27 protein-coding genes and 1 pseudogene are annotated in these 24,867 nt (G+C 64.0%); 14 read left to right on the top strand and 14 right to left on the bottom strand.

Features of this window, described 5'->3' with window-relative positions; translation table 11 throughout:
• Positions 1-300: 300 nt before the first annotated feature.
• The 3 genes from rpsN to rpmB are packed head-to-tail and all read right to left on the bottom strand — an operon-like array spanning position 301 to position 1,012.
• Positions 301-606, bottom strand: a complete 306-nt coding sequence (rpsN, locus tag AB0323_RS19040) for a 30S ribosomal protein S14 (protein ID WP_234754509.1) — start codon at positions 604-606, stop codon at positions 301-303.
• A 2-nt stretch (positions 607-608) separates the two neighbouring features.
• On the bottom strand, positions 609-776 hold the full coding sequence (gene rpmG / locus AB0323_RS19035; RefSeq protein WP_003798558.1) for a 50S ribosomal protein L33: 168 nt from the start codon (positions 774-776) through the stop codon (positions 609-611).
• Positions 776-1,012 (bottom strand): 50S ribosomal protein L28, encoded by a 237-nt coding sequence (gene rpmB, locus AB0323_RS19030; RefSeq protein ID WP_078107326.1) that lies wholly within the window; start codon positions 1,010-1,012, stop codon positions 776-778. Before rpmB ends, rpmG begins: the two co-directional genes overlap by 1 nt.
• A 430-nt stretch (positions 1,013-1,442) precedes the next feature.
• Between rpmB and AB0323_RS19025 the strand changes: the two genes are divergently transcribed.
• The 3 genes from AB0323_RS19025 (at position 1,443) to AB0323_RS19015 (ending at position 4,307) form a co-directional block, all read left to right on the top strand.
• Positions 1,443-2,912: a ferredoxin reductase family protein gene (locus AB0323_RS19025; protein WP_366178714.1), complete on the top strand. Its 1,470-nt coding sequence runs from the start codon at positions 1,443-1,445 to the stop codon at positions 2,910-2,912.
• On the top strand, positions 2,909-3,472 hold the full coding sequence (locus AB0323_RS19020) for an FMN-binding protein (RefSeq protein WP_366178713.1): 564 nt from the start codon (positions 2,909-2,911) through the stop codon (positions 3,470-3,472). The genes AB0323_RS19025 and AB0323_RS19020 overlap by 4 nt, the downstream gene beginning before the upstream one ends.
• 73 nt (positions 3,473-3,545) lie before the next feature.
• Positions 3,546-4,307 (top strand): FAD:protein FMN transferase, encoded by a 762-nt coding sequence (locus tag AB0323_RS19015; protein ID WP_366178712.1) that lies wholly within the window; start codon positions 3,546-3,548, stop codon positions 4,305-4,307.
• Here the strand turns inward: AB0323_RS19015 and AB0323_RS19010 are convergent.
• Together AB0323_RS19010 and AB0323_RS19005 are read right to left on the bottom strand one after the other, a co-directional pair.
• A complete protein-coding gene (locus AB0323_RS19010; protein WP_366178711.1) occupies positions 4,304-5,065 on the bottom strand; it encodes an SGNH/GDSL hydrolase family protein in 762 nt (253 codons plus the stop codon). The two genes, AB0323_RS19015 and AB0323_RS19010, sit on opposite strands and share 4 nt — an antisense overlap.
• Positions 5,066-5,136: 71 nt before the next feature.
• Positions 5,137-5,616 (bottom strand): MarR family transcriptional regulator, encoded by a 480-nt coding sequence (locus AB0323_RS19005; protein ID WP_364536390.1) that lies wholly within the window; start codon positions 5,614-5,616, stop codon positions 5,137-5,139.
• A gap of 121 nt (positions 5,617-5,737) precedes the next feature.
• Here AB0323_RS19005 and AB0323_RS19000 point away from each other — a divergent pair, with 121 nt between their 5' ends.
• Positions 5,738-6,370, top strand: a complete 633-nt coding sequence (locus tag AB0323_RS19000; RefSeq protein WP_366178710.1) for an NADPH-dependent F420 reductase — start codon at positions 5,738-5,740, stop codon at positions 6,368-6,370.
• A 61-nt stretch (positions 6,371-6,431) separates the two neighbouring features.
• A complete protein-coding gene (locus AB0323_RS18995; protein ID WP_366178709.1) occupies positions 6,432-6,716 on the top strand; it encodes a YciI family protein in 285 nt (94 codons plus the stop codon).
• Between the two features lie 21 nt (positions 6,717-6,737).
• On the opposite strand, the gene AB0323_RS18990 is transcribed toward AB0323_RS18995, so the two are convergent.
• Entirely contained in the window at positions 6,738-7,604 is an 867-nt protein-coding gene (locus tag AB0323_RS18990; protein WP_366178708.1) for an SGNH/GDSL hydrolase family protein, read from the bottom strand.
• Positions 7,601-8,536 (bottom strand): SGNH/GDSL hydrolase family protein, encoded by a 936-nt coding sequence (locus tag AB0323_RS18985; protein ID WP_366178707.1) that lies wholly within the window; start codon positions 8,534-8,536, stop codon positions 7,601-7,603. Before AB0323_RS18985 ends, AB0323_RS18990 begins: the two co-directional genes overlap by 4 nt.
• Before the next feature lie 107 nt (positions 8,537-8,643).
• Between AB0323_RS18985 and AB0323_RS18980 the strand changes: the two genes are divergently transcribed.
• Positions 8,644-8,820: a hypothetical protein gene (locus AB0323_RS18980; protein WP_366178706.1), complete on the top strand. Its 177-nt coding sequence runs from the start codon at positions 8,644-8,646 to the stop codon at positions 8,818-8,820.
• 112 nt (positions 8,821-8,932) lie between these two features.
• Complete coding sequence (locus AB0323_RS18975; protein ID WP_366178705.1) at positions 8,933-9,427, top strand: FBP domain-containing protein; 495 nt, start codon at positions 8,933-8,935, stop codon at positions 9,425-9,427.
• A 112-nt stretch (positions 9,428-9,539) separates the two neighbouring features.
• Here the strand turns inward: AB0323_RS18975 and AB0323_RS18970 are convergent, their stop codons facing one another.
• From AB0323_RS18970 to AB0323_RS18960, 3 genes and pseudogenes are all read right to left on the bottom strand, one after another.
• On the bottom strand, positions 9,540-13,001 hold the full coding sequence (locus AB0323_RS18970) for an ATP-binding protein (protein WP_366178704.1): 3,462 nt from the start codon (positions 12,999-13,001) through the stop codon (positions 9,540-9,542).
• A gap of 254 nt (positions 13,002-13,255) precedes the next feature.
• Positions 13,256-13,933, bottom strand: a pseudogene (locus AB0323_RS18965) (DUF4194 domain-containing protein); the annotation flags it as partial.
• A gap of 154 nt (positions 13,934-14,087) precedes the next feature.
• Entirely contained in the window at positions 14,088-15,545 is a 1,458-nt protein-coding gene (locus AB0323_RS18960) for a DUF3375 family protein (RefSeq protein WP_366178703.1), read from the bottom strand.
• 243 nt (positions 15,546-15,788) lie between these two features.
• Here AB0323_RS18960 and AB0323_RS18955 point away from each other — a divergent pair, with 243 nt between their 5' ends.
• Together AB0323_RS18955 and AB0323_RS18950 are read left to right on the top strand one after the other, a co-directional pair.
• Complete coding sequence (locus AB0323_RS18955; protein ID WP_234754482.1) at positions 15,789-16,091, top strand: hypothetical protein; 303 nt, start codon at positions 15,789-15,791, stop codon at positions 16,089-16,091.
• A 64-nt stretch (positions 16,092-16,155) separates the two neighbouring features.
• Positions 16,156-18,108, top strand: a complete 1,953-nt coding sequence (locus tag AB0323_RS18950) for an acyl-CoA dehydrogenase family protein (protein ID WP_366178702.1) — start codon at positions 16,156-16,158, stop codon at positions 18,106-18,108.
• Positions 18,109-18,141: 33 nt separating this feature from the next.
• Here AB0323_RS18950 and AB0323_RS18945 read toward each other — a convergent pair whose 3' ends face one another.
• Positions 18,142-18,546, bottom strand: coding sequence for a YchJ family protein (locus tag AB0323_RS18945; protein ID WP_366178701.1), 405 nt, complete (start codon positions 18,544-18,546; stop codon positions 18,142-18,144).
• Between the two features lie 192 nt (positions 18,547-18,738).
• On the opposite strand from AB0323_RS18945, the gene AB0323_RS18940 reads away from it, so the two are divergent.
• Positions 18,739-19,521: a hypothetical protein gene (locus tag AB0323_RS18940; protein WP_366178700.1), complete on the top strand. Its 783-nt coding sequence runs from the start codon at positions 18,739-18,741 to the stop codon at positions 19,519-19,521.
• Between the two features lie 27 nt (positions 19,522-19,548).
• Here the strand turns inward: AB0323_RS18940 and AB0323_RS18935 are convergent, their stop codons facing one another.
• The gene (locus tag AB0323_RS18935) at positions 19,549-20,040 is read right to left on the bottom strand and encodes a flavin reductase family protein (RefSeq protein ID WP_366178699.1); all 492 of its coding nucleotides are present in this window, start codon (positions 20,038-20,040) and stop codon (positions 19,549-19,551) included.
• A 245-nt stretch (positions 20,041-20,285) separates the two neighbouring features.
• Here AB0323_RS18935 and AB0323_RS18930 point away from each other — a divergent pair, with 245 nt between their 5' ends.
• The 3 genes from AB0323_RS18930 to AB0323_RS18920 all read left to right on the top strand — a co-directional run bounded on the left by AB0323_RS18930 (position 20,286) and on the right by AB0323_RS18920 (position 22,541).
• On the top strand, positions 20,286-21,320 hold the full coding sequence (locus AB0323_RS18930) for an aldo/keto reductase (RefSeq protein WP_366178698.1): 1,035 nt from the start codon (positions 20,286-20,288) through the stop codon (positions 21,318-21,320).
• A 54-nt stretch (positions 21,321-21,374) separates the two neighbouring features.
• Complete coding sequence (locus AB0323_RS18925) at positions 21,375-21,770, top strand: RNA-binding S4 domain-containing protein (RefSeq protein WP_366178697.1); 396 nt, start codon at positions 21,375-21,377, stop codon at positions 21,768-21,770.
• 153 nt (positions 21,771-21,923) lie between these two features.
• Positions 21,924-22,541 carry a uracil-DNA glycosylase gene (locus tag AB0323_RS18920; protein WP_364536437.1) on the top strand — a complete coding sequence of 206 codons (618 nt, stop codon included), beginning with the start codon at positions 21,924-21,926 and terminating at the stop codon, positions 22,539-22,541.
• 6 nt (positions 22,542-22,547) lie between these two features.
• Here the strand turns inward: AB0323_RS18920 and AB0323_RS18915 are convergent, their stop codons facing one another.
• The gene (locus AB0323_RS18915; RefSeq protein ID WP_366178696.1) at positions 22,548-23,564 is read right to left on the bottom strand and encodes a glycosyltransferase family 4 protein; all 1,017 of its coding nucleotides are present in this window, start codon (positions 23,562-23,564) and stop codon (positions 22,548-22,550) included.
• A 134-nt stretch (positions 23,565-23,698) separates the two neighbouring features.
• Between AB0323_RS18915 and AB0323_RS18910 the strand changes: the two genes are divergently transcribed.
• Complete coding sequence (locus AB0323_RS18910) at positions 23,699-24,205, top strand: anthrone oxygenase family protein (protein ID WP_366178695.1); 507 nt, start codon at positions 23,699-23,701, stop codon at positions 24,203-24,205.
• Between the two features lie 3 nt (positions 24,206-24,208).
• Here the strand turns inward: AB0323_RS18910 and AB0323_RS18905 are convergent, their stop codons facing one another.
• Entirely contained in the window at positions 24,209-24,832 is a 624-nt protein-coding gene (locus tag AB0323_RS18905) for a hypothetical protein (RefSeq protein WP_366178694.1), read from the bottom strand.
• Between the last annotated feature and the right edge of the window lie 35 nt (positions 24,833-24,867).

Genomic DNA, 24,867 nt, shown 5'->3' with positions numbered 1-24,867 from the left:
TTCCATTTGGAAGGGAGTCTGTCGCAATTTTTCCGCATCAGCGGCGGCGACTCGAACTACTTTACACACCCCCAAGACCCCACGCAAATCACCCCTCAGACAACCAAAAACCGCGTCAATCCGGGACAAAGCAGCCGGTTCCACGCAAAAAGAAGCCGAGGGCGTCGTAATTCGACACTGTGTGCTGCACCACTTAATCACAAAGCCGCGAAGCCGATCGCATCAAAACCCGAAATCATCGCCTTAAACGCAAGAAGGGCCGGCAACCAAACGGTTGCCGGCCCTTCTAATGCTTCTGGACTACCAGGAAGACTTGGTGATGCCCGGGAGCTCACCACGGTGAGCCATGTCGCGGAAGCGAACACGGGAGATACCGAATTTCTGGAAGGTACCGCGCGGGCGGCCGTCGATGATGTCGCGGTTACGCAGACGGATCGGGGAGGCGTTGCGGGGCAGCTTCTGCAGGCCGAGGCGAGCCTCTTCGCGTGCTTCGTCAGTCGCGTTGATGTCAACCAGGGTCTTCTTCAGTTCGAGACGCTTGGCAGCGTAACGCTCAACAATGACCTTGCGCTGCTCGTTGCGAGCAATCTTGGACTTCTTAGCCATGTTTAGCGCTCCTCTCGGAATTCGACGTGCTGGCGGATCTTGGGGTCGTACTTCTTCAGGACCAGACGGTCCGGGTCGTTACGACGGTTCTTGCGGGTCACGTAGGTGTAACCGGTTCCCGCAGTCGACTTCAGCTTGATGATCGGACGTACGTCCTTGTCTTTTGCCACTAGAGCTTCACCCCACGAGCCAGAACTTCGGCGACGACTGCGTCGATGCCGCGAACGTCGATGGTCTTGATGCCCTTGGCCGACAGGGTCAGCGTGACATTACGGCGCAGGGACGGAACCCAGTAGCGCTTCTTCTGGATGTTGGGGTCGAACCGACGCTTGTTGCGGCGGTGCGAGTGCGAAATGCTGTGTCCAAAGCCCGGCTCGGCTCCGGTCACCTGGCAGTTTGCTGCCATGACGACTCTCCTAAAAAGATAATATGAAACGGCCAGCAGAGTTCCTGCTTCCCGTGCAATAGGCGACGTCCGCAACCAGTCCACACCGTTTTCGGTAGTTCCCGCAGGCTGGATCCCTTGACTGAAATCGGTCAATGATCACCGCTGCGGCGAAGGTAGTGGGTCCGGTCAACAGGCCGGAATACTGGGCGAATACTGGAATGCACGCAACTTGAGCCCCTAACTACCGGCCCGCGGATATCCCGTTGTTGCCAACAGTCACCGCCAACCGGAGCAATTGCACACGCTCCGCGCCACCTAGCGCCTAATAAGTCTAGGGGCTAGGGGAAATTAAGACCAATCGGGTGTATAAGAACCAAGTCACTCAACTCATAAGCGGGGTCTAGCCCCTTCACAGGAGAACGAAAGGTTGAGCATTCAATCTTGAGTCATGAACTCACAACTCCTCGCCTCCCGGGGCCAACGCGTGGATACACCGCCAGGCCGTCTTCCAGCCGCCGCCCGGCGCAATTCCACCAAGGGGAGGTTCGCTGCGCAGCATCGCCGCCGCATGTTCCGGACGGACATGCTCACGGTTGCGCTGTGGGCGTCCCTCGCAGCGGCGCTGGCGTTGTGGCTCGCCGACGGCGGAGTGTCGTCCGTCGGTAATCCCACCCAGGCGGTCACCGCCGTCGGGATCCTGGCCGGGCTCGCCGGCATGGACCTTGTCATCCTGATGCTCCTGCTTGCGGCGCGCCTGCCGTTCGTGGACGGCGCGGTGGGGCACGACAGGGCGTTGGAGTTCCACCGGAAGCTAGGAAAACCGGCGCTCTACCTGTTGTTGGCGCATGGACTTCTCCTGGCGACCGGCTACGGCATGGCCGAGGGCCTGAACCCCGTCAGCGAGGCCGTTTCGCTCTGGGTGTTGGTGCCCGACATGTGGCTGGCATTCGTCTCCATGGCATTGTTCATAGCCGTGGTGGTCACTTCGCTGGTAGCTGTGCGGCGCCGTTTTCCCTACGAATTCTGGTATTTCGTTCATCTGCTCACCTACCTCGCGGTAGCAACGGCAATCCCGCACCAGTTCAGCGTGGGCGGCCTGTTCGCTGAAGGCACGTGGCAGCGCTGGTACTGGCTCCTGCTTTGCATAGGAACGGGCTCGGCGCTTGCTTGGTACCGCATCGCAAAGCCGGTCATAGCCACATACCGGCACCAACTGACGGTACGCCGCGTGGTTCGGGTGTCCCCCGACGTCGTTAGTATCGAAATGACCGGGCTGCGTTTGAACGAATTGTCCGGAAGCGGCGGCCGGTTCTTCGTGTGGCGCTTCCTCGCTCCCGGCTTGTGGTGGCAGGCGCATCCGTTCAGCTTGTCGGCGGAACCGCAGACAGGGACATCATCGCGGCAGCCGACGTTGCGGATCACTGTCCGGAATCTGGGGGCCGGTTCGGCCCGCCTCGCCTCGCTCCAGCCCGGGACGAAAGTTGCTATTGAAGGGCCCTACGGGGTCTTCAGCACGGCCGCCCGGAGCCGGGACCACGTGGTGATGATTGGAGCAGGAATCGGGATTACGCCCCTCCGGGCGCTCCTGGAATCCACTCCCTTCGCGCCTGGCCAGGCGACGGTCCTGTTGCGCGGCAGCAGCGCGGAGGAGCTGTTCCTAGGCGAGGAGATCCTGGAATTGTGCAGGAAGCGTGGTGCCACGCTCTTCCATCTGACCGGCCCGCGGTCCGCGATTCCGCAAAGCGCCTGGCTGCCCGCTTCTGCCGGCAGCTCGCGGCTGCGGGACTTTGTGGCGGACATAGCGGACGCTGATGTTTACGTTTGCGGTCCGACTGCATGGGCCGGGCATGTTCTGGCCGAGGCGAAAAGCTCCGGCGTGCGGGAGGAACAACTCCACTACGAAAGGTTTGACTGGTGAGACTCAGGGCAGGAATTTCAGCAGCGCTGGCCTCCGCGGCAATCCTCGTGGTCGGCTGGCAGGCGGGCGCACACGTGTCGGAATCGAACGCGTCGGCGGTCACCACGTCTTCCACAGGCACCACAGGCACCACAGGCGGAACCACTACGGGCTCGACGGCGACCGGAGCCACCGGGAGCAGTGCTTCCGGATCGTCCTCCGGAACCGGAGCCGGCTCCAGTTCCAGCACGGGCACCAGTTCCAGCACAGGCTCCACTTCCACCCTGGGAGCTTCGGCCAAGGCGGGCGGCACCTACGCAGGCACGGCCGTAGAGACCCGCTTCGGAACAGTCCAGGTCCAGGTGACTATCAAGGCCGGGGTGATCACGGATGTCACAGCCCTGCATCTGACTGACCAAGAGCAAAGATCCGTCCAGATCAGCGCCAGGGCAGCACCCCTTCTCCGATCAGAGGTGCTGAGCGCCCAGTCGGCGAACGTGCAGACCATCGGCGGGGCCACGTTTACCAGCGAGGCCTATCTGACATCGCTCCAGGCAGCCCTCGATGCAGCCCACTTCTAAGCCAAGTGGGCGCCGACAGGGCAGTGCGGAGCCCCGCCTTCGTTCCCGGACGTTCACCAGCATGGGCACCGTGGTGAGCCTCGCCATCCCACCTGCTCCAGGGACGGCTCCCCAAGCTGCCGTGGAAGAACTCGAGGCGGCCGCCGCCGTCGTCGAGCAGTTGTTCAACAGGCTGGATCGGACGTTCAGTCTCTACCGTCCCGACTCGGAGGCGAGCGCGATGGCGCGCCGCGAGCTGGCCCTGATGGATGCCTCGGCGGAGATGCGCCGGCTGTATGTCGAGGCGACCGAATGGCGCACCCTCACGGAAGGTGCGTTCACGGCGGAACGGCCCGACGGCGTCGTTGACTTGGCGGGGATCGTCAAGGCACATGCCATACGGGAAGCCGGAACGTCGCTGCTCGCACTGGGCTTGAAGGATTGGTGCCTCAATGCGGGCGGGGATGTCCTGGTGGACGGTTCCCCCACACCGGGCAGTACACGGCCGTGGCTCGCGGGGATTGTTGATCCGGAGGACCGGACGACGCTCCTGACCGCGTTTCCGCTCGGCAGCAAGGGAAAACACGCACTGGCGACCTCCGGGACCAGCGAACGCGGCCACCATATCTGGTCTGCGGGCCTCCCAGCCGCGCGGGACGAAGGGTTCCGCCAGGTTTCGGTGGCAGCGGCCGACATCACCACGGCCGATATCCTGGCCACCGCCATCATGGCCGGCGGCGCCCGGACCCTCGCGCTGGCGACCTCCCGCTGGGACGTGGACGTGCTCGCGGTGAAGAACGACGGCGGACTGCTCGCCACACCGGGCTTCCGGAACCTCGCCGGCCAGAACAGTTAGGGTTTTGTGAGCCGGGGGTACTTCGGGCTGAGGCCATCACCTGACGACTTGCCCGTAACGCGGCGGACGACCCACGGTGCGGCGTGTTCACGGGCCCAACGCGCGTTGGCCCGCAACGCTTCCACCCGCGCAAGCTGGGGTTGTGTGACGGGCGGCGGGACCTCGAGGGAACCTTCGTGCTCCAGGACGGCAAGGACGCGGTTCGCCATGTTGATGTGACCAGCTGTGGACATGTGCATCCGGTCCTGTGCCCACATGTGCCAGTCGTGGTATTCGCTGAAGCGCCAATAGTCCACCAGCAGCGCACCGTGGTTTTCGGCGATTTCCCGCAGCAATTCGTTGTAGATAGCGGTGCGCCCGCGCATGGTGCCGAAAACCTTGGAGCTGCGGGCGTCGAAACCCGTAAAGAGAAGCAACGTGGCCCCGGTGGCGCTTAGCTTCTCGATGCCGGCTTCGTATTCCTCCATGAGCCTGTCGATATCGACTTTGGGGCGGAAGATGTCGTTCGCACCCGCGTACAGGCTCACCAGCGTCGGTTGCAGCGCGACGGCGGCGTCCACCTGCTCTGCCATGACTTGCCGGAGCTTCTTGCCGCGGATGGCCAGGTTGGCGTAGCCGAAATTGTCGTTGCTTTGGGCCAATTGATGGGCAACAAGGTCCGCCCATCCCCTGACTCCGTTCGGGCGCGAGGGGTCGGCGTCGCCAAGTCCTTCGGTGAATGAGTCACCCAATGCCACATACCGGGCAGAAAAATCCATGGCGCCAGTCTTTCATCAGTGCGGGGCGGCCGTCACGCTCGGCCAGGCGTTCTCGGCTTAGCGGTCTCGGCTTAGCGTTCGCGCAGGATCCAGTGGTCGTCGTCCAAGCGGGCCACGATCTTCTCGCCGATCCGCGCGAGGTCCGCAACGTCCTCGTCGGTCATGGCGTCCAACATCAACGCACGGACGGCATCCACATGCCCCGGGGCGAGGGACACGATGGTGTCCATGCCGGCCTCAGTCAGGTGCGCCACGGTGACACGGGCATCACCCGGATGGGCTTCGCGCTCCACCCATCCGCGTCTCTGGAGCTTGGTGACGACGTGCGACAACCTCGACAAGGAAGCGCTGGTGCGGGCGGCAAGCTCGCTCATCGGCAGGAATCGCCCCTCCGCCTCGGACAACATGGCGAGCACGTTGTAGTCGAACAGCGACAATTTGCCGGCCGCTTGCAATTGGGTATCCAGGGCTGCGGGCAGAAGGGTGTTGATGCTCAAGAGGGCCAGCCAGGCACGGCGTTCGTCGGCGTTGAGCCAGCGCGGTTCGGTCATGGATTCATCTTAGAAGGAAATCAATACTTGACACTTCAACTTAAGGTCATTATTGTCTTAGTTGAAGCTTCAAGTAAAACAAGCGGAACCAAACATGAGCACTTAAGCAAAGGAAACAACAATGGCTGACATCACCATCATCGGCACCGGCAACATGGCGTCCGGCATTGCGGCCCGCGCGGCCGTCGCAGGCAAGAGCGTCCAGATCCTCAGCCGCGACGCAAGCTCTGCCGCTGCGCTTGCGGCGACGGTCAGCGGAACTTCCGGAATCACAGGATCGCCTGTGGAAGGCAGCATCGTAGTGCTGGCCACTCCGTTCGACGCCTCGAAAGCAGTCCTTTCGTCCTATGGCTCAGCGCTCAACGGCAAGACGATCGTGGACATCTCCAACCCTGTGAACTTCGAAACCTTCGATTCCCTCACTGTCCCCGCCGGAACCTCGGCAGCCGAAGAACTCCAGGCCCTGGTCCCGGGTGCGTCGGTGGTCAAGGCGTTCAACACCGTCTTCGCAGCCACGCTCGGTGACGGCGAAGTGGGCAGCCAAACCCTCGACGTGCTGGTCGCGGGCGACGACGCCGAGGCGACTGCCGCCGTCGTCGACTTCGTCAAAGGTGCCGGCCTGCGCCCGGTGAACGTCGGACCGCTGCGCCGCTCGCGTGAACTCGAAGCCTTCCAACTGCTCGTCATGACGCTGCAGATCAGCGAAGCACACCCCGACTACAACTGGAACTCAGCCGTCAAGCTCCTGCCGTAGTTCATTGCGCTCTCGGAGGGCGGCCCGTTTTGGCCGCCCTCCTCGTTGTAGGCTGGGCGGCATGTTCGTCGTTTCACTGACATACAGAGTTCCCGACGAAATCGTCGATTTCCACCGCCCCGCGCACATGGATTGGGTCAAAGAAGCGTTCGACGCCGGTACGTTCGTTGCGTCCGGACGTCGCGTTCCAGCCATCGGCGGCGTGCTGTTGTCCAACGTCGATCGTGCAACACTGGACGCTTCCCTGGCGACGGATCCGTTCTACGTCAACGGAGTAGCCGACTTCGAGATCATCGAATTCACGGTCACCACGGCATCCACGGGTTTCGAAAACCTCTTGGACTAGCCCTATTGCGGGCACTGGGCGTCACGCAGAGCACATTTTTGGCGCCTCGCGTTGGCGAAAATCCCGGAAATTCGGCTGCTTCGATGCCCGTCCATCCCAAAAAGTTGTCAGGCGTGACGCCGGCATGACCGCCGGCCACCGTGCGCTCAGGTGATCGCCGCTCGAAACTCCCCTGAAACGACGCAAAAGCCAGGGTGCCACATCGCGCCTGAGCCACGCGGCGTCGTCGGCCATAATCGCGGCGCGGCTCCGCGGTTGCAGCGCCCCAAGCACCGGCGAGCCGAGCGAGGGCGCGGCGCCCAACACCTCCAGGACCTTCTTCGCCATGTACTCGTGTCCGATGCCGGACATATGCAGCCGGTCGGGAGCCCACATCCGGCGGTCCTGGTACTTTTCGAAGCACCAGTGGTCCACCAGAAGTGTTCCGTAGGCTGCGGAAATGCGCCGGATGTGTTTGTTGAAGACGGCCGTGCGCAGCTTAAGCGGCTCCAACACCGGCGAGAGCGGCACGTTGTACTCTGTGAACAGCAGGACTTGGGCACCAGTTTGCGCGATCCGGGCAACAGCGTCCTCGAACCCGCGGACCAGTAGGCGCATGTCCAGTCGTGCGCCGAGGAGATCGTTGCCTCCGGCGTGGAAACTGACGAGCGTGGGAGCCATCGCGAGCGCCGGCTCGAGTTGTTCAACCACGATCTGCCTAAGCCGACGGCCGCGGAGCGCAAGGTTGGCGTACTGCGTCTGCGGCCGGTGCGTGGCCAGTTCCTCCGCCACACGGTCGGCCCAGCCGCGGCACTCGTTGGGGAGGCGAAGATCGGTGTCGCCGACGCCTTCGGTGAAGGAATCTCCAACTGCGACGAATCGCAGCGGCGTATGCGTGGCCATGGTCATGTCCCCCCGTTGTTTTGAGCGTTGCTTTGTCCCTCGTCTTGAGCCTGGGTTCCGGCGCCTGCTCGGTCAGCGGCGGCGACCGCTCGGCGTGAGGCAGCTGCCGCGGCTTGGCGTTCTGCGAGCTTCCGAAGCCCGGCCTTCCGCGGAACCTTCACGAGTTCCGGCCAACGCGGACTCAGAGTGTCCCCTAGCGTGACACCGCGGAGCTTCCGGCCGAACAAAGGCAGGACCCAGTCGTTCACCCAACGTCGCTGGCGACGTTCCCAATCGCGCAGCTTGAGCCGCTGCGGCGGTTCCCAATCCTTGGGCGAGAACTTATGGGGGACGCCGAGGTGGTCCAGGACTTGCGCCGCCATGTATTTGTGCCCCGCCTTGGACATATGGAGACGGTCCGGGGCCCACATCCGGCGGTCGTGGTAGGCATCGAGGCACCAATAGTCCACCAGCACGGCCCCGTGCTTGGCAGCGAGCTGGCGCACCCGTTCGTTGTAGAGCGCGTTGCGCTTCTTGAACGGTTCCAGCACGGCCGAGACCTTGACGTCGTACCCCGTGAACAAGACCAATGTGGCCCCGGTGGCTGCGAGGCGCGCTACAAGCTTTTCGTATTCGGCCATGAGCTGGTCCATGTCCGTGCCGAAATCCAGGATGTCGTTACCGCCGGCATAGAGAGTGATGAGCGTGGGTTCCATGGCTAACGCCCGCTCCAACTGTTCCTCAACGACATGCCGGAGGCGCTTGCTCCGCACGGCAAGATTCGCATACTCCCAGCCAGGTTCGGCCCTGGCCAATTTCTCGGCAACACGGTCGGCCCAGCCCCGGACGCCGTTCGGTAGGGCCTCATTCCGGTCCCCCACGCCCTCGGTGAAGGAATCGCCCAAGGCGACAAACCGCCGTCGTCCGTTCTGGTCAGCATGAAGCACGTTCCCAGCCACGACGCCAGCGTAACCCCGCCCGGTTGCCCGCCGGCAAAGCGCAGGTTAATTCGACGCTCGAGCTTCAACGCACGGATTTTTGGACACCGGGGACGGCGTTTGCAAAGATGACAGAGCCGGTTGATTCAACGGACGGCGCCAAGGCCGCGAAAGCGGTGAAGATCGAGAGGATGAGCATGCGCACTGCACACGTTGGCGCTGCCATGGTTGGCGAGGTGGCCGTGTTGGCCTACTTTGCATCCCCCTCTGCGTTGGCCATCCCGCTCGGCGGCCAGGAAAACTAACCCCGCCGCCCCGCACGAGAAGCACGCGAAGGGTTCCTTTGCTGTGCCTTCGGATCGCCAGACGCCAGCGTCCTTACTCTTCGGAGCCCAAACGATCTGAAAGAACTCCGCCGTGCAGAAAATCACCGCCCAACAAATCCGTTCCTCATTCATCAATGCGAGCCGCTCGGAGGCCGCCAAACTCAACCTCCCGAAGGACTTCGATTCCCTCGACTGGGACAAGCTCGAATTCCTTGGCTGGCGAGACGAAAAGATGCCGATGCGGGGATATCTCATCCTCCCGAACCGTGGCTCCCTCACTGGCATCATGCTGCGGGCGCCGGAGGGAGGCTCCGGCAAGAAGCGCTCTGTACTTTGCGAGCTGTGCCGCGACGTGTTTTCCAAAGACGACGTCTATCTTTGGGTTGCCAAGCGCGCGGGCCAATCGGGGCGCGACGGCAATACTGTAGGGACGTTGATCTGTGCCGAATTCGGCTGCTGCGCCAACGTCCGCAAGGAGCCCCCGGCGAATGAGATCAATCCGGACCCTGCCGCCGTCGTCGTTCGCCAAATCGCCGGACTGCAGTCCCGGACCGCCCAGTTCCTGGGTCGGGTTCAAGGAAAGTAGAGCTGCCGCGGCCAACGCTCGCTCACCTTTGAGGGCAAAGCCGCCGACGCCGGCTCACGTCAAGTGAGCGGGCGTCCGCCGAAAGTCCCACACAAGTGAGCGAGCGTCCGAGTTACCGGAGGACGATGTCCACGGGGTTGGCCTCGGAGCGCCATTCGCCGGGCACGCCCGGACCGCCGATGACTGGAGCCGTGAGCACGCCGGAGCGGTTGGTTCGTTTGTCGCGCAGGATTTCCGTGACCGAGCCAAGGTGCCGGGAGAGGTCAATGACGTTTTCGGGCGCGGCCAGCAACAACTGGAAGCCGAACTCGTGCAGGGCCTTGATGCCTGCACCGGCGAACTCCTCCGATGCCAGGACGAACGCCTCGTCCATCATGACCGTTCCGTAGGTCGTGAATCCCTGCTCGGCGATACCCAACTGGTAGCTCAGCGCCGCGGCCATGATGAACGCCGTGAAACGCTGCCGCTCTCCACCGGACATCGAGCCGGTGTCCGCGTGCATGTACACCTCGGTCTTCTTTCCACCACGCGGGCCTTGGACCGAGCGGTGCTCCTTGCACTGGATGAAGAGATGCCCGCGGACATCCAGCACCTCGGCTCGCCACCGCCGGTCCTCGGGGGTCTGCGAACCGAGCCGCTTGACCAGGGTTTCGAGCGACTTATAGCGGTTGGTGAGTTCGACGTCGTCGTCCGCGTCGCTCGGGGCCCCGCCCGAAGCTGCGCCGGCCGCGCGGGACGGCCGCGAGTGACGCGTCTTCAATGCGTTGTGGATAGCGTCCTTGAACTGCTTCGCGGTGGCGGGCAGCGTCTGCTTGATGTCGAGTTCCAAGAAGCTTCCCTCGTGGAAATTGACCTCGGACAGGATGCCGTTGAGGGGCAGGATGCGGCTGGTGATGGCGCGGCGTTCCTCGTCGAGCAGGTGGAGCAGCGTGCTGAACGATTCGTGGGTCCGCTGGTTGAAGAACTGCCGGAATTCGGTTTCCTGCGCGGGCAACCCTTCGCTGACGATCTGGTGATAGCGGGACTCGAACTCCCCCGCAGCACCGATCGAGGTGCCGTGGTCCGCGGAAATGGCGGTGCCCCATTCGCGTACGAACCCTTCGAACACGCGCGTCAGCCGCTCGGCCAACGCCTGCCCGCGGGACTCCGCGGCGTGCAGTTCCGCCAAGAGCTTGCTACGGACTTCGGCAGCCAGGGTGTCGAGTTCGTGGAGCTCACCCACCTCGCCGAATGCGCTGAAGTACGGTTCGAGGGCGGTGACGGTAGTGCCCGACGGCGGCGCCTGGTCCAGGCGGCTGCGTGCGGCATCAAGGAGGGCGTCAGCCGTGGTCATCTGCTGATCGAGCGTCTTATATTCGCTCTGCAAAACCGCTGCCGACCCTGTGGAGGACTGGTGCTTTTCGCGCACGGCCTCGATGTTTGCACGCAATGGTTCCAGGTCGGCCTGCGCAGCGAAGGCATCCTTGAGCCGTTGTTCGATCTTCGCGAGCTCCTCCGAGGCGACCGCTGCAGAGACCTGTTCCCAGCCACGTTCGTCGTCGGCGATGCGGCGCAGTGCTTCAAGCTGGCGCGTCATCCCTTGGTGGGAATCCTCGCGGCTTTGGGCTAGTTCGGCGGCCTTCAGCAGCTCGTTTTCGAGCTCGCCCACCTTCGCGGCCACGAGCTCCAGCTTGGCAGCATTATCGAAACCGAGAACGTAGTCCTGGCGGCTCGTGAAGCGGTCGTCCTTCTCCACAGTGTGGCGGTTGCGCTTGACCACTCCGCCCAGGCTCAGGCCCTTGTCGAGCTTTGCGAGTTCGTCCGGGTCTTCCACGCACGGGTAGGCGAAATCGAGGGCGATCCGCTCGCGGATCCACTTTCCGGCGTCCTCATTGGTACCCAAGGTGAGGATGTTCAGCTTCGTCAGCAAATCGCCGTCGGACACGTCCTCCACAGCCAAAGCGCCGCCCGCGAGCGGTTTGGAAACGTCCACAGCCCGCAGCGCACCGCGGACGGTGTTGTCGTTGAGGTAACGCGTGACCGCAGCGAAATGCTCGCCCGGAACCAGCAGCGTCGTGGCCAGGTTGCGCAAGGCGCGTTCGGCCGCGGGCCGCCACTGTTCCTCCCCCTCCGCAAGGTCTATCAGCTCGCCTCCGAAGGGCATGCGGTCCTCGGGAACACCGGTGGCTGCGGCGATCGCGGCGCGATTTTCAATGCTCGACGGCGGCAGCAGCGACTTGCGCGTCTTCAGCGAGACGAGCTCCTGCTGGGCTGCCGCGAGTTCCCGCTTCTTGGTGGCGTGGCCGTCGAAGGCTTCGAACCGGAGTTCCCTCAGCGCTTCGGAATCGTCCTTGAGTTCGGCGGAGCGGCTCGCGGCCTGCTCGTGGGCCTGCTCCCAACCCTCAGCTGTCCACTCAAGGTTGAGTCCGGCGTCGGCCAATGCTTGGCGGGCAGCATCCTCGACCTGTTGGCGGAGCTTGAGGCCGACCCGGGCATTTTCGAGCGACTGCTCGATCGCCGAAATCGCGTTCCCACCCTGGTTGTTGTAATCCGATTCGAGCTGGCGAAGTTCCTTGGCGAGCGCGTCGCGGACGCCTCGCTCAGCGCTGAGCTCCTTGGCTTTCGCCTGGGCAAGGTCCTTGAAGCGGGCCAAGGTCTTGGCATGGACCGTGACCGAGAGCTGCTGCTTGTAGGCGTCGAACTCCTCGCCGCTGAGCTCCCGGAGCCGGTTGGCCTCCAGCAGCGACTGGGCATACTCCTTGTTCATCCCGGGCACGGGAGCGAGCTGATCGCGCTGCTGGCGGACGTCCTCCAGCCGCTGCCTGATGGACATGAGGTTGCTGAATTCCTCGACGACGTCGTCCGCAGCCGTCAACGTCGCGGGCGCGTCGAGCACCTGGTCCCGGAAGAACGTGTTGACGCTGCCGCCAAGCCCCTTACCGGCCTGGATCACACGCAACAGCGGAAGCGCCTGGTCCGAGTTGATGCCAAGAAGCCGGCGGAAACGCTCCGCAAAGGCCTTGTGGACATCGAAGATCTGGGCATCCGGGAAGATGGTCTCCAGCGCGCCCTTGGTGAAGCGCTTCTCCGCGATGCCCTCGATCGCTCCGAGATCCAGGGGCTTGTTGTCGATCACGTAGAACCGGCCGACGCTGGACTCCGTGCCGTTTTTAGGCAGGTCAAAGAGGGCCGAGATAGTGATCTTGGTGCCGGCGGCGTTGTCGAAGGTGAGCGCGACGGCGGACCAGGTGGCACCGGGGCGCTGGAAGGCACTCGCCGAGCCCTCGCCCACGGCCTTGTCGCCCACTTTTCCACGCATGTACGTGAAGGTGGTCCTCTTGTCCTCCACGGCCCCGCCGGCACGCTGCGCTGCAGCCTCATTGGAGCGCGGACGGGCATCGAAGACGCGGAGCATGGCATCGAACAACGTCGACTTGCCGACGCCCGAGTTGCCTGTGAGCAGCGTGCCGTTGCGGTCCACGTGCATCGTGTGGGCGCCATGGAACGTGCCCCAGTTGACCACCTGGACCAAGGCAAGGCGCATCTGGCCCGGGTTCGTGAGTTCGCCGATCGGAAGCATGGTTGCGATAGTCACTTGGCTGCCTCCTTGGTTTCGTCAGTTGTGGTCGCCTTCTTTGTGGTCGCGCCAGTCGTGGTCGCCTTTGCCTCCGCAACCGATGCCGCCCCCGCCCCTTCGCCGGCCGGCACTGCTGCAAGCAGCAGGCCGTCCGGCTCCGATAGGCCCGATGCCACTCCCTGGGCGGCACCGGTTGCTGCGGCGTTGTCAGGGTCACCATCGACGGCATCCACCTCGTCGCCGTCGGCCAGCTCGGGCGACTCGCCGTCGTCGTCCGCGTCCGGTAGTTCGATGAGGGGCTCCGTGCCGGATTCGTCGGCTGCTACTGCGATCAGTGCTTCGATTTGGGCTGGGATATCGCCGATGTTTTCGAAGGGGAGGGCTAGTGGGAGCGCCCGGGAGATCGCGAAGGTGTCTTCGATGCCGGTGGCCAAGAGCAGTTGGCGGGCCAGGAGCTTCGTGACCGTGCGGTTCACGACGTCGGTATCGCGGAGGGCGTCTTGTTGGCCGGATGGCTGGTAGTGCGCCACGAGTTCGGCGATTTCTTCGCGGGTGATCACAGGGTCTGTCTGGGCCGTGACATGGCGGTCGAGGAGGAGCCTCAGGCGCAGAAGCACGATGGTTTCCACCCGGCTCAACGCGCGCTGCTGGCGAAGGATGCTTGAGCGGGCGCTTCCTCCGATGGCTTCGGGATCGACGGGTCGGAGCACGGCGATCTTGCGCTCGTGGTCCAGCTGCAGGTTCAGGAAGAGCTCCGAAAGCCGGCTGCGGAGAATCACCTGGTTGTCCAGAAGGGTCGTCCAGAGCTTTTCGTCGCGGCCGCCGTCGACATACGGGCCCTTGAGTAGCCGCACGAGGGCCTGGCGGACCTTCATGGGCAGCACGCCGGTATCGCCCGGGAACAGCGCCGCGCCGTCGACGAACGTGTCGCGGGGCGTGACCCGGAACGGATCCGGGTGGACATGTCCATCCTCCGTGGCAGATCCCGCCGCAGATCCCGCCGTCGAGGAATGCGCATGTCCGTCTCGGGTACCCTCGGACTGGACATGCTGCGTTATGTCCACCCCTTGCTCCGAAGAGGGGGCATGCTCGGTGGGGTGGGCGTCAGTCATCGGAATCCTTAGTCAGCGTCACGAGCGGCAGGTACGCGGTGCGTGTGCTGCCATCGATTTGTTCGAAGTCGATGTTTTCCCAGGCGGCCCGGTCGAACGCCGCACCACCGTGCAGCGCTTCGGACAGGAGGGCCCGCACAGTGTTGATGTGCCGTTCTTCCTCCGGAAGGTTCGCCCAGGCCTCCGCCAGTGTGGAGGCGCCGGCCATCGCCGAGCGGACGACGTCTGGCCTTGCCTTCGCGGAGCGCAGCGAACGGACACGGTCCGAATCGCTGAAGGCGATGGGGTCGGCGAGCTTCGGCGGCGCCGCGAACTCATCCGGATCGAAGAGCTTGACCATGGCGAGCGATTCGAATCCGGCATTGAACAACACCGGGCCGCGGACAAGGCCGGGACGGTCGCGTTCGTAGGGCATGGAGCGGATAGCCTGTTCGGCTTCGCGCAGGACCTGCCGGAGCCGGACGGACTGGCGGATGTCGTCGCTCTGGATGTAGTTGTTCAGGCTTTCGGACAGCCGGCCGTAGATGCGCTGGATCTGGCTGTGCTGGGTACGCAGTTCCGCCACGAGGTTCTTGAGGGTTTCCCTGTCCTCATGGCTGAGGTCGTCCGCGAATTGGCGGCTCAACACGTCGCCGATCGCTGAGCGGAAACGCAATTGTTGCTGCGGGTCCTCAAGGAAGGCCGTGAAGGAGCGGAAGGTGCGGCCCTCGGGGCTCTGCCGCAAGCGTTTGTCCGCCTCCAGGACCTGCGCCATGGTGGCGCCCTTGCTGAGGGACTCCTCGATGATCTGGTTGCGGAGCTCGCCAACCAGCTCTTCGATGCGGTCTCGCATCTTCTTGTAGTCGGCAGGCAGGCTCGCCGCAAGGTCCAGGATGTTCCCGGCTGCTTCGACGGCTTCCTCATCGTCCAAGAGACCGTCGAAGTCGCCCGAGCTGATGTCCTCGATCAGCTGCCGGCGCTCCTGGATTTCCTCTTCAAGGGATTCCAAACGGGCGCTTTGATCAGGGTTCGTCTCATTGGCGAGCTTTTCGACGTCGCCCAGCAGCGTTCCGAGCCGGGAACCATTGAGGGTGGAGCGCTCGCTGGAGAGGCTGTCCAGGAACGCCAGGACGCGCGCGGCCGCCTCGGTGATTTCGTAGACGATCTGGCCGGACTGGCTGCGTCGGGTCAGGAACTGCTTGCGGGTCCATTCGTCGGCAAATGCCTTGCCGCTCGCCTGGCCGCCCAGCCCGGGATCCTGCCTGCGGAGCTGCTCAAGGAAAGCGTCGACGTCGGCATGGAACTCTTCGAGCGGAAGCTGCGGCCTTGTTCGGGTGAAGGAGGCCTGGAGCACCGCGATGACCCATGGCGCCGAGCGCGTGAGGGCCCACGCGGGGCCTTTGGTCAGGAGTTCGAGGTCCCTGAGCCGTGCACTGATGGCATCGGCTGAGGACATTGCTGAGCGGGACACTTACTCTCCTTCAGCTGCCGCGGAACCGTCTGGCAGCGGAAATCCCGAAAACTGCCCCGTACAAGGTTAACGCAGGGTGCGCCGCAACCCTTCCGTGATCTACCTGCCGGTAGGGTTTCGATCGCATATCAACGGCCCCGGCGCCGGTGTCGTTGCTGGCCGAATCGCCGAGGCCGCCCCTAGTGTCGACACCAACGACGCCGACACCGACGTCGGCTTTGGCAGCGTTGCGGAGGGGACCCAATGCAGTTCGACTTGACGACCTTAGACAGCAGCACCTATGTCTTCGCGGGGACACTGATCCTTGGCCTGGTTCTGGCAGCCTTCATCGCGGTAGCGGCGATGGCCGCCCTTGCGTTGCTCGGAGCCGGGAGCCTCGCCTGGTACACCGTGAAGAACGTGCTGGGCGGGCTGGTCCACGGCATCAATTTTGCGTGGGACCAACTGGTCCACCAGGCCGGAAAAGTGGAACTGCCGGTGGAATTCCCATCGCAAACCGCCCCTAGCACAGGTACCTACCCGCGGGTAGCATTGAGGGACAGCTGAAGGGTCCCCCACCCGAGGCGGATCCTGGGCTCGAACCGGCACAACCGGCAAGAGGAGTCCTCCCATGACGTCCGCCACTGATAACAAGAGCAGCGGCGTCACGGCCGCAGAAGCCCGCGCCGTCGCCGAGGCCGCCCGCGACACCGAATGGAACCGCCCGAGTTTCGCCAAGGGATTGTATTTGGGAGACTTCGATCTCGGGCTGATCCACCCCTGGCCCCAGGCAAGAGCCGAAGACGTCCAGCGCGGCGAAGAGTTCATGGCGAAGCTGGCGGAGTTCTGCGGCACCATGTCCGGCCGAACCATCGAACGCGATGCAAAGATCCCGGACGAATACCTCGCCGGCCTCACCGAACTAGGCGTTTTCGGCATGAAGATTCCGCGCGAGTACGGCGGTTTGGGCCTCTCGCTGGTCTATTACGGCAGGGCGCTGGCACTGCTGGGGTCAGTCCACCCGAGCCTCGGCGCGCTGCTGTCGGCCCACCAGTCCATCGGCGTCCCGGAACCGGTCAAAGTCTTCGGCACTCCGGAACAAAAGCAGGAGTACTTGCCGCGTTGCGCGGCCGGCGCCATCACCGCCTTCCTGCTGACAGAGCCCGACGTCGGCAGCGACCCCGCGCGGATGGGTTCCACCGCAGTGCCAAGCGACGACGGCGAGTCTTACCTTTTGGACGGCGTGAAACTTTGGACCACCAACGGCGTGATCGCCGAACTGGTAGTGGTCATGGCGGTGGTGCCTGCGCGCACCAACCCGGATGGAACGGTAGAAAAGGGCGGAATCACGGCGTTCGTCGTGGAAATGGACTCTCCCGGCATCACGGTGGAGAACCGCAACGCCTTCATGGGTCTGCGCGGCATCGAGAACGGCGTGACCCGGTTCCACCAAGTCCGCGTACCGGCCGCCAACCGGCTGGGCCGCGAAGGCCAGGGACTCAAGATCGCGCTCACCACGCTCAACACCGGCCGGCTCTCGATACCCGGGCTGTGCGTGGCGGCGGGCAAGTGGTCGTTGAAGATCGCCCGCGAATGGTCCAATGCCCGCACCCAATGGGGCCGGCCGGTTGGAAAACACGAGGCCGTCGGCAAGAAGATCGCGTTCATCGCCGCCACCACTTTTGCCCTTGAAGCCGTTTTCGAACTGTCTGCCGAGTTGGCCGATGCCGGCCAGAAAGATGTGCGGATCGAGGCCGCGCTAGCCAAGCTTTGGTCCACTGAACTCAGCTACACGGTGGCTGATGAGCTGGTGCAGATCCGCGGTGGCCGTGGATTTGAGACGGCGGACTCCCTGGAGGCCCGCGGGGAACGCGCGGTGGCCGCCGAGCAGTTGCTGAGGGACATGCGCATCAACCGGATCTTCGAGGGCTCGTCCGAGATCATGCGCCTGCTCATCGCCCGTGAAGCCGTCGATGCCCACCTTTCGGCCGCGGGCGAGCTCGCCTCCGCGGACGCAACCCTGCAGGAGAAGGCGCGTGCCGCCGTCGGCGCCTCAGGTTTCTACGCCAAATGGCTCCCTAAGTTGGTGGCCGGAGCCGGCATGGACCCGCGGTCCTACAGTGAGTTTGGGCGTTTGGCCAAGCAATTGCGGTATGTGGAGCGGGCTTCGCGCCGGCTCGCCCGGCAGACGTTCTACGGGATGGGCCGCTGGCAGGCGAGGCTTGAGCACAAACAAGCGTTCCTCGGCAGGATCGTCGATATCGGGGCCGAGCTGTTTGCCATGGCTGCGTGTTGCTCACGGGCCGAAATGCTGCTGCAGACCGCACCGGAGCAAGGCGCTGCCGCGTACGAACTTGCCGAAGCCTATTGCGAGCAGGCCCGGATTCGCGTGGACGGATACTTCGACCAGTTGTGGCGGAACACCGACGACGTCGATCACGAGTTGTCCTCGAACGTCCTCGCGGGCGACTACGCCTGGCTTGAGGCCGGAATCCTTGACCAATCCGAAGGAACGGGGCCGTGGATCGCCGATGCCACCCCGCGTGCTTCGTCGAAGGATAGCCTGCACCGGAAGTACCGCTGAGGCCCACTGCCGGTCGAAGCAGCGGGGACAGGGCTAGCCGGCGTCGCCGTCGAGGTAGTACCAGCGCCGGTCGATCCGCAGGAAGCGGCTGTTTTCGCGCTGGACTCCACGTTCGCCGTCGGAACGGTAGTGCGCCGCGAACTCGACCGTCCCTTCGGTGTCCAAGGGACCGCCCCCATGCGTCGCGAGGATGTCCAGCCGGCGCCATTCAATGTCCGGGTCCAGGTCCAGCGCGGCAGGCCTGGTGTCCGGGTGCCAAGTGCGCAGAAGATAATGGCTGTCAAGGACCACGAACGCCGAGTAGCGCGAACGCATGAGCTGTTCTGCCGTGGGCGCATAGGCGTCTCCACGGTGGAAGCGGCCACAGCACTCGGCGTACGGCTCTCCGGACAAGCACGGGCAGGCGCCTAGGCGGAGGCGGGCCGGATCGAGTGACATTGGTGCCCAATCTGGAAGCGAAGGTGAGAGCTAGGCAACAAATTTTGTCACAGCAGATAACAGCTTCGAAACAACCTCGGCAAGCCGCAGTTTGGCGGATGATTCATTCAGATTTCGACCGTAGTCTAGAAGACATGCCCGCAGACCTTCGGTTGCGGCGCCCACCTCACAACTCTGGCTCGGGGAGGCTACGTGGAGGATCCAACAACACTTGGCCTCAATCTGACCTTTTTTGGAACGCTCGGGCTGGCCTTGTTGATGTTCCTTGGTTTGGGCTTCCTGATGGTTGTCACCTTGGTGCTGGCCGGCGTCGGGAAGCTGCTTTGGATCATCCTGCTCGCGATGGTGGGGATCTTCCCGAAACACGATGCCGTACCGGTTGTGCACTTGCCCCCGCGGCCTCGACGCGCCCCCGCCCCGCCGTCGTATTCCGAGGAATCGACGACGGCGGAAGACGGCTTGCCGGGCACCGGGCCATTCGTCCCGGGGAGACCGCGTCCTGGAATCGTTGTGACCACAAGGTTGCTGTGGTCGGCGTCGTGGGCTGCTGTCCGGAACTTCCCGTGGAAGTCGCTCGTGAACCCACGGGCCTGGCCTAAGCCCGCCCAGATCAAGGCCGGAATCGCAGCCACGGCCACCGCCGTCGCCACAACCCAGGCCAAGGAACATCCCTTCGTGGTTGCGGTGAAGCAGGATCCTCCGGTCCTGAACAGCCAGTGGGCCGCTGCCGTCGCCGAGGCTGACGCCCGGGCCGCAGCGCGGGAGGCTGAACGGGCACGGGAACCTGAACGGGCGCAGGAGCTGTCAGCCGATGAGGAAGCGCCTGCTTCTGACAAGGAACCCGACGAAGGGAACGCCGCGGAGTCGCCCGAGCCTCCCGCGCCGGTCCGCGAACACCGGGGAGACCCCCATGGCGGCAAGGCTGTCTCATCCGGCCGCGTGACCGCCACTGCCGGGGCGCGTCCCCGGGCGTAGCGTCCGCAGTTCCCGGCTGACCCAGGCTCAGGCGGCCAGTTGCCTGAACCCGGCCCCGTGGTAGATGAGGGGCTCGGCGTTGTGGTTGATCTCCACGGACTTCACTTCGAGGACGACGATCGCGTGGTCGCCCGCGGGCGTTTCGGAGACCACTTCGCACTCGAGCACGAGCGCCGCGCCGTCGATCAGCACCGCCCCGGCGTCGCTCGTTGAGGTCGCAAGGCCGGCGAATCGGTCCTGCGTCCGCGAGGAGAGCTGCAGGCACACGGCCTCCTGGCCCTGGGCCAGGATGGAAACACCCAGACGAGGGGCGCGCCGGAGCTTGGGCCATGTGGTGGAGGAGTTCTGCACCGCAAACATGACGAGCGGCGGTTCGAGCGAGACTCCCACTGTGAAGCTCGATGCCACTAGCGCCTCCGGTACGAAGCCGACCATGGCACTGAAAGCCGCCACGCCTGAGGGAAATTGCGCGAACGCCTGCTTGATCGAAGCGGCTCCATCCACCGTTACCTGGGTCATGGCGGGTTCCTTTCTCTGTAGTTTCGTGCCTGCCTTTCTACTAATTCACTGGACGCCGATAACGGCAATATTTGTGTATTCGCGTGTCGATTCAAGTCAATTCTTAATTCGTCACGCGTTGTTTTCATTACCCCGCAATACGAAAAGCGAAGAATTCGTACGTTTTTCGAGTGCAGCGGCCACGACATGTGTAGCGTCGTGTCAATCCATTGCACAGCCTTGATTCTTCACGGAGGAAGCCGGAGATGAGCCTCAGCGAGCTTCGAACCCTGGGACGCACGGGCGCCCTGATCAGCCCCCTTACCCTGGGAACCCTTAATCTTGGGACTGGCTCGGCGCCCACGGGTGCCGAAGAAAGCATCCGCATTGTCCATGCGGCCCTCGACGCCGGCATCACGAGCGTCGATACCGCAGACATCTATTCGCAGGGCGAGGCAGAGGCTATTGTGGGCCGGGCCCTCCATGGCAGGCGGGATGACGTTTTCCTTTCCACCAAGTTCCATGGACAAATGGGCCCGAATCCCGCCCACGCGGGGAATTCCCGGCGCTGGATCATGAAGGCCGTGGAAGGGAGCCTGCACCGCTTGCAGACGGACAGGATCGACCTTTACCAGGCACACCGTCCCGACTACAACACGGACGTCCTGGAAACCATCACGGCCCTCAACGACCTCATCCGGCAGGGCAAGATCCTCTATTACGGAACGTCGGTGTTCACGCCGTCGCAGCTTGTGGAGGCACAGTGGATCGCCACTACGAACCACCTCATTCCGCCAGTGGTGGATCAGGTGCCCTACTCCTTGCTGGTCCGGGCGAATGAGCGCGACGTCTTCGCGATCACGCAGCAGTACAACCTTGGCGTGCTCAGCTATGGACCGCTCGACGGCGGCTGGCTCTCCGGGAACTACCGCGTGGGAGTCCCCCAGCCCGCAAGCTCCCGCGCGTCGGCCGTTCCCGGGCGCTTCGACGTCTCGGCACCTTTCAATAGGAACAAGCTCCTGGCCGCCGATGCCTTGGGCCGCGTCGCCGAGCGGCACGGACTCACCCTCATTCAGCTTGCTGTCGGCTTCGCCCTGAATCATCCGGCCGTCAGCAGCGTGGTTATCGGTCCGCGCACGGAGGACCATCTGGTCGACTACCTCAAGGCCGCGGATGTTGTCCTCAATGAAGCCGTCCTGGATGCCATTGACGACATCGTGTCGCCCGGCACCAACTTCCTGGAGCGGGACGCAGGTACGGTTGTCCCGCACCTTGAATACGCGGAACTTCGACGCCGGTAACCGGCTTTGCGGACAACAGCCCAGGCCGCGCGCCGACTATACTCGTTCGCAATCATGACTAGCCTTCCGACTTCCGCCCAACCATCAAAAAGCGGCAATGTGCGCATTGACGCCTGGCTCTGGGCCATCCGTGCTTACAAAACCCGTTCCGCGGCCACAACCGCTTGCAGGGCCGGACATGTGCGAATCAACGGGAACCCGGTCAAGGCCTCCCAGTCCGTGATTATCGGCGACACCATCCGTGTACGGCAGCCTGGCTTCGAGCGCATCCTTGAAGTGCGGAGGCTCATTGCAAAAAGGGTCGGGGCCGAAGCAGCATCACACTGCTTTACCGATCACACTCCGGAGCGCCCTGCCGCGCCCGCCCTCGGGCTGCCGCAGCGCGACCGCGGCGCAGGACGGCCCACCAAGAAGGACCGGCGCGATATGCAGAAGCTCAGGGGACAGTAGCCCGGCCGACAGGAGGACGGGAAGCCCGCCGCGCGGCCCGGCGTCGGGCAGTTTTGTTCCTCGGCTCTGCAGGAGCGTGAGCGACGCGCAAAGTGACGGCGTAAAGTGGCAAGGGACGCCGATTCTGGACGCCGCGCTGCCGAAGGAGAGAACGTGACCATTGACTGGGACGAAAAAAGGGCCTTGCTACAGGAGCCCAACATTGCTGCCGTGACGCAGCTGTGCGACGAACTGATGGCCAAAAGGCCCGGTTCCACCGTGCCTTACATCGATCCGGTGCATGACGAAGATGAGTGCCGGATCGTCACCCTCCAGACCAGCCCCGGGCGGGCTCCCGCCTCGGGTTTCGTATCGCACCTCAACGACGACGACGCCGCCCGGCGTGCGCAGCTGATCTATGACTCAGCCGATTTGGACGTCCGCTATGTCATGCCGTGGAACTGCTACCCCTGGGTCCGCGACCCGGAACTGCCGCCGGCACTGAGCGCACAGGAGAAGACCGACGGGCTCCGCCCGTTCCGCCAGTTCCTCAAGATCAACAAGCGGGTTTCCGCCGTCGTCGCCCACGGTGCGGAGGCCGCCGCCTTCCTTGCACTCTTTGAGAAGACCTACCACTCGCCGCTCCGGCAGCACGGGATCAAGGTCTACAAAGCCAGCGCGCTCGGTGGGCGGGCGTTTGCCCTGTCCGAGGCGAAGCAGCAGGAACTCCTGGCGAAGAACATCGAAACCTACCGGGACGCGATGCAGCGGGCAGGCATCCAGCACCTTTAGGGCCCCTTACGCCGCAGTGACGGCGCGAAGGACTTCCCGTGCGGTGTCTTCCCATCGCGGCAACACCCTGCTTGCCGCCTCGGCTGCTGCCCGCCATCCCTCCCGCAGGGCAGGGTCGCCAAGCCATCTGCGCAGCAGCTTCTCCAACGATCCGATTCCTGCGGTGAGATCGATCGCTTCACCGGCCCCGTGGGCGCCGAGCGCTTCGACGGCGCCGGTTCCCTTGCGGACGACTACCGGTATGCCGTGAGCCAGGGACTCCTGGACCACCATTCCGAAGGACTCCGAGTGTGAGATCAACAGACTGAGATCAGCGCGGAGCCACTGCTCCTCCAAGGCCTTGCCGGAAAGCTCAGCTGTTGTTTCCACCCGCTTTTGAAGTCCATTCCGGATGATGCGCTCCCGCACGGCGGCGGCGTAGGACGGGTCTGCTTCTGTGGAGCCCACAAGGGCCGCGGTCCACTCCAGGTCCTTGATCCGGGCGAGCGCGTCGACAAAGAAGATCTGGTCCTTATTGGGAAGCAGGGCGCCCACCATAATGAAATGCGGTACCGCAGCCCCTCGTGGACTCGGGCGCGCCTTCGATGGGAGATCCACACCGGGGATCGCCAAGTGCACGTTGCGCAGGCCCAGGCTTCTGGCCGCTTCGGCAGTACGGGGACCGGTGCAGAGAAGACCCGTCGCTGCGCGGAGCGCGCTCATTTCCACTGGATCCTCCCCGGAAGGGGGCATGTGGAGCAGTACCCAGACGCGGCGCCCTGCACTAGTTGCTGTCTCAATCTCCGTGCGCGCGCCCGAGCCAATTAGGCCGTCGACAATGTAGATGGGCGGGGTGCCTCCGGCAAACGCATCGGGAAAGGGACTCCGGTCTTCCCCATTTCCCGAAGGCCGGCCGCCGTCGAACTTGCGCACGGAGACCTCTGCACCCTCCGCGCGGAGTGCCTCAGCCAGCCTCGCGTTATAGACATTTCCCCCGGAACGATGGCGCACATTCGCGGGCAAAACCATACGGATCTCGACCAAGGGTAGTCCTCCATCAGGCCGGTCGTTTTGTCCCTCACGGTCCTCAGACCATGGTGTTGACCATATAGCCCGGGCGGCTCACGCGGAAGGCGGAACACGCGCCCGGCGCTGCGCATCGGCGGTAGATTGTGGGCATGGGACAGACTTCTTCAGACGGTCGGGATATGCTTGCTGGTCGGCTCTTGGGGCTCGCGGAGTTCACCCACGCACACTGGTTTTTCGGCAACCTCTACGAGGCCATCGTCAAAATCCCGGACCGGGTCGCGGCCTCGGAAGCGAGCCGTGAACTCCCTCGAACCCCCTTCGGAGCGGGAAGTCCCGGGCGCTACTACGCACCGATCGCGCCGCTCAGTGCCCCTGCCGCCGTCGCTGCCCTCATCAGCGGATGGAGGCATTCCGAAAGCCGGACTTGGCTGATAGTGGCCGCCGCAAGCTCCGCCACGGGTGCGGCCGCTACGGCGTACCTGCTGCGATCCATCAACCCCAAGCTGTTCTTCAGCCCGCAGCCCCTCGACGAGGCGCGCCGCAAGCCGCTGTTGAAGCGGTGGTACAGGGTCCACGCCCTCAGGCTCACAGCCAGCGCGGTTGCCCTGGCCGCCATCCACCAGGCCCGGACGATCCGGCTGAAAAGCCGTGGATAGGCCTCAGCCGGGACCGCTATCCCGGAGGGTTTGGCGGTTCCTGATCCGCGATTCGCCGAAATCAACTCCCACCCGGCCAATCTCCCAAGCCCCGCGGCCCCTGTACATTGGCCTGCCCACAGCCACATGGGGTACCCAGCGAGGCGAGCGGAATCCAAGGGCAGGGGAGCTGAGGATGAAGTCGTCGATGTTGTCGACAAGCAGTTCATCCAGGAGTTCGTGAAGGGCGTGCACGAGGGAGACCTGATAGTCGCGCACCGACGCGGGGATATCCACTTCCAGTCCGCACACTCCGCCCCCGCCCAGGACGATCAGCCTTTCGGAACTGCCGGAAAAGGCCTCCAGCACAGGCAGCGCCTCAAGCCACGCAACAGTCCTGAGCTGGGCGGACTCGACACCAGTGTTGCCTTTGGTCCAAGCGGCCACATCCCGGCAAAAGTCCTCGAAGACACCCAGGTGCAACAGTGTCATGTGCAATCCCCGCGGCCTGCGCAAGGCAAACACGTAGCGCGCCAACTCCTCATAGTCCGAGGGGCCCGCCCCGATACCGAGGACCGGCACCTCTACCGTGATGGGCGGTGCTGTCTGTCTCGTTGAATCCGATCCCCCGCGCGGACGGTTGGCCATGGGAGCAATTATGCTCCCGCAGCAGTTCTTTCGCC

The organism is Arthrobacter sp. NPDC080031 (assembly GCF_040702485.1).
In the GTDB taxonomy this organism is placed as follows: Bacteria; Actinomycetota; Actinomycetes; order Actinomycetales; family Micrococcaceae; genus Arthrobacter.
The sequence above is the reverse complement of the archived record's forward strand: the minus strand, read 5'-3'. Positions and strand labels throughout refer to the sequence as shown.